The following is a 5050-nucleotide window of genomic DNA, read 5'->3' as shown; positions in this document are numbered from 1 at the left end:
CGCCTGCGGGGTTGAATGAAGCAGATTAAAGCAGGTATCTTTCATTAAACTCAACACCATTCTCTATAAGCAATCTCCTGAATTCATCATAGAATGTTTTCTTTTTGATGGTGCTGCTTTTGGTTTTTGATATAATTGATAATGACATCTTTTTCTTTTATCGAATAGGTGAAAGCGCCATAATTGTCCTGCCATCCTTTAAAACCCGGAAATAAACCGCTGCTTTTTATTCAGCCATTGCTGGCTATTTTTATGTCTTTAATATAGTCAGCAAGTGATGTTGATGGGTGAAGGCCTGAAAAAAATGAATATGGTCTTCTGTTCCGTTATGTTTGATTTTCATTCGTGCATATTTGTTTTTCAGTTGTCTCATGGAACCTCGCCATGTACATTCCCCTCCCGAAGCTGGTTCGGGACAGGCTGTGTGAGAAAAATTATCATGCTCGGTTTCATTGGTTATAAAACTTGCTATTTAAACCTGTAATTTCTTTAGCCCGCCCCTGTATTCCCTCCGCAACGCGGAGGGTTATTTACATGCCGGCCCTCCGGGCTAAAATAAAACGATCCGGCACCTCAAATTATTAATTAGCCGGGGATTTATTTGGGTGATTAAAAAACTGCATGCCTGTGTTATATTTTGCCCGGCATCTACGACAACATAATAAAAAAACTCATCAGCCATATTCAATAAAATATCTACATTTATAGCACTAACCTTCTCCATAATTTAAAGCCTGTGCCGCTGAAATGAATTTATGTTTAATAATCTAACCAGTAATAAAACACCAGCTTTAGCAAACAATAGCAACAGAAAGCTTTTGTTTCAGCGCCTTCATTAAATATGCCTTAACACAAGAAACAATACTTTGAAAACAGATTATTCCAATATTATCGCTTCTGTAAATTTTCTTGCCAGCCTGCTGCAGCAGCGGCTTGATATTTTTTTTGGAAAAACAGAATCTGCAGCAACCAGCTTTCCATCCCTGTCACTGTATAATGATAACTCTTTATTCTATCAGTTGTTTGAACGTAAAGACGTTACAACTGAAGAGAAAGTAATTTTTTTAACTGCATTGATGCCGCATGTGCAGCCAAATTTTTATGATAACATCATTCAGCCGTATTTGCCACAGGGCGGCGATTTTGCCGAAATAGGAGGGGTGAAGGGCGCCAGCCAGCGCAGCATGCTCCCCACAGGCGAAACCGTTCAGTTTATTCTGGCAGGCAATAACATAGAAAAAAGATTAGGGATTCAACAGCAGCTTCTGGATAACAGCAGCCTTATAAAAGAAGGCATCATTCAACTGGAAAAGGTAAAAGAAGGCGAGCCTTTAATGAGTGGTAAAATTATGCTGGGCGAAGAATATATAAACGCATTTATTAACGGTGCGGATACTGAAATAAAGTTCGGGCCCGATTTTCCGGCAAAAAGAATTACCACAAAAATGCAGTGGGAAGATGCTGTTTTAAACCATACAACTTTCAGCCAGATAAACGATATTATGATCTGGATGCAGCATAATGAAAAATTGCTGGAAGATGAAGTGATGAAAAGGAAGATAAAACCGGGTTACCGCGTTTTGTTTTACGGCCCGTCAGGCACCGGAAAAACACTTACCGCTACTTTACTGGGCAATCATTTTAACAGGGATGTTTACCGGATTGACCTTTCGCAGGTGGTGTCAAAATATATCGGTGAAACGGAAAAAAACCTTGAAAAAGTTTTTTCAAAGGCAGAGCATAAGAACTGGATATTATTCTTTGACGAAGCGGATGCTTTGTTCGGCAAAAGAACGAGCGTGCAAAATTCACACGACCGTTATGCCAACCAGGAAGTAAGTTATTTATTGCAGCGCATAGAAGATTTCCCCGGCTTGCTCATCCTGGCCAGTAATTTTAAGAATAATATTGACAGCGCTTTTGTGCGCCGTTTTCATACCACCATTTATTTTCCCATGCCTGATAATAAAGAAAGGCTCCTGCTCTGGGAAAAATCAATGCCGGAGAGTATAAAAATTGATCCCGAATTTGAGTTAACTGATATTGCCGGTAAATATGAGCTGACGGGCGCTGGCATTTTAAATGTAATGCATTATGCCATGCTTAAAACAATAGCGGCCAACGATGCATTCATCAGGCAAAAAAACATTGTTGAAGGTATTAAAAGGGAATTGCGTAAAACAGAGCGAACGGTTGCTTAAAGCAATTACACAGTAAGGCCAATGTCATTAGCTTAAGAAAACACGGGCGCATTTCAATTTTTCGCTTCATACATCTTTCCGATCGGTGAGATAGCATAGCCGTCAACTTAAGAAACACGAGTCGTAAAAGACCCCGAATGGGGCCTCATCTGAATAGCCATCGGTTGTGCCGATGGACAAATTGAACTATTTTGACATTGAATCCGTCGTGCGGATTCAACAAAAATTTCGACATTTTGCCGTGCGTTCCACCCACGGCTATTTAAACCTGCCTGCTGCAGGCATTGTTCAAACTCTCCGGGTTTAAGCTGACGGTAATAGTGAGACCCCGACTGGTAACGGGCTCTACAGATGGGTGTCGCCACCCGCCTGCAAAAGGTTGAAATGCGCCCGTTTTTTACATTATTAATATTCATTAAAAGATAGACATGCTTTAGATTTTTTAGTTAATAATTAACACATATTTTCGTGCTGCTTCATTCAATTCAATTTTCTAACTATGAAAAAACATCTAAGTTATTTACTTGTAATTATTTTTTACTTCGTTCTCTATTCTTGTAAAAAACAGGAAACTTCGAGACAACTATTAAATCAGGAATACAGCAACGCACTTGTTTCAAATGTGCAAAAATCTTTACAAAATAAAATGGATGCGACACAGTATTCTAATCTCGACTGGGCAAATGCATCAATTCAATCTCTGGATGCAGCACATCCTGACAATTTAATAAGAGTACAAGATAAAACGAATTCACAAAAAGCATTGTACTATTCAGTAATTGATCACGTGGAAAATTTTTACTTGGTTACAATTAATTTGCCCGAAAAAGTTACATCTTTTAAAGATATTAATGGCAATATTGAGATTAGATCAGTTGATAATATTCTTCTTAAAAAACTATTCGTACAAAATAATAAGGTAATTTATATTCAGGGATATACTAATGGTCACGTAAATGATAATAATATTTCCAAACTTTCTGATACAAGTAACAATGAGAGCGGAATTACACTACCACCTGTAGTAGTTTACTGTTATGTAAACTCAGATTCTAACATTCAATACTATAGTTTATTATATACGTATGGAGGCGGCGATATTGTTTATTTTACTCCTTCTACCCCTGGAGGATATGGCAGTGGCGGCAGCTACAGTTCCCCGTATTGGGATAAATATGCACCGGCAGGCAGCGGATCTACTATTGTAAATCCATTTGTTGATAAAAATCCAAATTATAACAATACGAACTTAGTTCCTACAATAACAAAATACCCTGACAGTCATACACTTTGGAACGTTACTGATAACAAGACATTTATATATTTTAATATGAAATTCACATTTCAATTAGATAAAAATTATAAATTGATACCTAATACAGTTGGTGTTATGGTAAATGGACTTTCTATTGGAACTTATTCAATGGCCCCTGTACAGGTTCCCGAGCCTAAATATGGCAGTAACTATTTATCTTTTATGATTCAGGGTAGTTGGGTTTGGAGTAATTCTGTAAATCTTAGCATGAATTTACCACTGATTGTAAATATAAATAATTTCAAATCCGCAGCACCCACAATAAATGTAAGCTATGGAATAGCATACTAATTAATGATTATGAAAAAAATATTTTTTTCACTGGTACTGTTTATATCGTCATGTGTGACACCGAACCTCAAAACTTTAGAAGAGCAAAAAAAATTCTTTGTTGACGATTTTATCGAGAAAGACTCCGAATTTTCAAAACAGGCACGTGAAAGCGGATTCTTAGTAAAGCTAAAAAACGCATCCTCCTCTGATTCGTTACGATATTATTTACGTCAATTCTATTCTTATCATGATAGTATCACATATAATGACAGTATCAAAAACTTGAAAAAATGAGTTAGTTGTTGACAGGTTTTCAATAAGGGGTTGCGTTGTAAAGGATTGATAACTTTTGAAAGGTTGTTACCCTCTGTCTTACAGCAAGCGGTGGTTCTACTATTGTAAATTCATTTGTGAACAAAAACCCGAACTACCAGAATACTAAATTTACTTCCGCAATAATAAAATTTTCTGATCATAGTGTTAGACCCGGCTTATTAAATTTATTTTCTATGAGGAAATTATTAATCATTTGCTTTTTCATTATAGGCTATTCTTGTGTGTTGCCTCCCCAGTCAAGCCTGGAAGAAATAAAAAAATTTTACATTGATGATTTTATAGTTCAGGATTCTACCGGGCTTTTAAAACGAGCGCAGGAAAGCGGTTTACTTGAAAAATTAAAAAATGCGCCTTCAAGAGATTCGTTTGGTTATTATTGGAAGCAATTCCGACAATACAATGATAGTGTAGCAAATCATGATGATAGCGTGGCAAATCACAAAAAATAATAAGAAATAAAGCAATTAAGGCGGGTTGTTTTTCCGGAAAATATTTTCTACGGCATTCGCCGTTATCTCTTGTAAAAACAATTATATATTAATAAAAAAATGAAAAGACTTCTACTTTTTTTGTTGATGGCAATGCAAATAACCGGTTTAAGTTGCAAGAAAGACAATAGCCAAAGTCAAACAGATACCGCAAGAGGTTTCACTATCTACTTTGACAAGAAGGAGTACATTGGACTTGATAGCGCAAACATACAAACCGGCGTTGCTCAATATAAAGGGGTTTCGCTCAGGGCAGACGCATTAAAATTTTAAAGGCATAAAAAGAAGCGTAGCTTCGAAAAAATATTGTAAAAACGGGTTTCAACCCGTTTGAAACTATCAAAATGTTGTTGAGAGCCATCGGCTCGTTACATTATGCACCGTGCCGATGGCACTTATTTCTATGGAAACTCATCTATAACCGTGCTAAAGCACGG

5 protein-coding genes are annotated in these 5050 nt (G+C 36.9%); 4 read left to right on the top strand and 1 reads right to left on the bottom strand.

Annotated features, from left to right (window positions below):
- Nucleotides 1–25 precede the first annotated feature (25 nt).
- Entirely contained in the window at nucleotides 26–148 is a 123-nt protein-coding gene (locus QM629_RS08285) for a hypothetical protein (RefSeq protein WP_415159069.1), read from the bottom strand.
- 718 nt (nucleotides 149–866) lie between these two features.
- On the opposite strand from QM629_RS08285, the gene QM629_RS08280 reads away from it, so the two are divergent.
- The 4 genes from QM629_RS08280 (at nucleotide 867) to QM629_RS08265 (ending at nucleotide 4886) form a co-directional block, all read left to right on the top strand.
- Nucleotides 867–2201 (top strand): ATP-binding protein, encoded by a 1335-nt coding sequence (locus tag QM629_RS08280; protein WP_415159067.1) that lies wholly within the window; start codon nucleotides 867–869, stop codon nucleotides 2199–2201.
- 499 nt (nucleotides 2202–2700) lie between these two features.
- A complete protein-coding gene (locus tag QM629_RS08275; RefSeq protein WP_415159065.1) occupies nucleotides 2701–3807 on the top strand; it encodes a hypothetical protein in 1107 nt (368 codons plus the stop codon).
- A 491-nt stretch (nucleotides 3808–4298) separates the two neighbouring features.
- A complete protein-coding gene (locus QM629_RS08270; protein WP_415159063.1) occupies nucleotides 4299–4574 on the top strand; it encodes a hypothetical protein in 276 nt (91 codons plus the stop codon).
- 99 nt (nucleotides 4575–4673) lie between these two features.
- Nucleotides 4674–4886, top strand: coding sequence for a hypothetical protein (locus QM629_RS08265; protein WP_415159061.1), 213 nt, complete (start codon nucleotides 4674–4676; stop codon nucleotides 4884–4886).
- Nucleotides 4887–5050 lie beyond the last annotated feature (164 nt).

Origin of the sequence: Parafilimonas sp., assembly GCF_047606085.1 — a bacterium.
Classification (GTDB): Bacteria; Bacteroidota; Bacteroidia; order Chitinophagales; family Chitinophagaceae; genus Parafilimonas.
This window is presented reverse-complemented; position numbering and strand designations above follow the sequence as displayed.

What these genes read in the sequence shown, in the direction of transcription:
- QM629_RS08285 (WP_415159069.1), bottom strand. Translation starts at nt 148, where the DNA reads ATGTCATTATCAATTATATCAAAAACCAAAAGCAGCACCATCAAAAAG.
- QM629_RS08275 (WP_415159065.1), top strand. Translation starts at nt 2,701, where the DNA reads ATGAAAAAACATCTAAGTTATTTACTTGTAATTATTTTTTACTTCGTT.
- QM629_RS08270 (WP_415159063.1), top strand. Translation starts at nt 4,299, where the DNA reads ATGAGGAAATTATTAATCATTTGCTTTTTCATTATAGGCTATTCTTGT.
- QM629_RS08265 (WP_415159061.1), top strand. Translation starts at nt 4,674, where the DNA reads ATGAAAAGACTTCTACTTTTTTTGTTGATGGCAATGCAAATAACCGGT.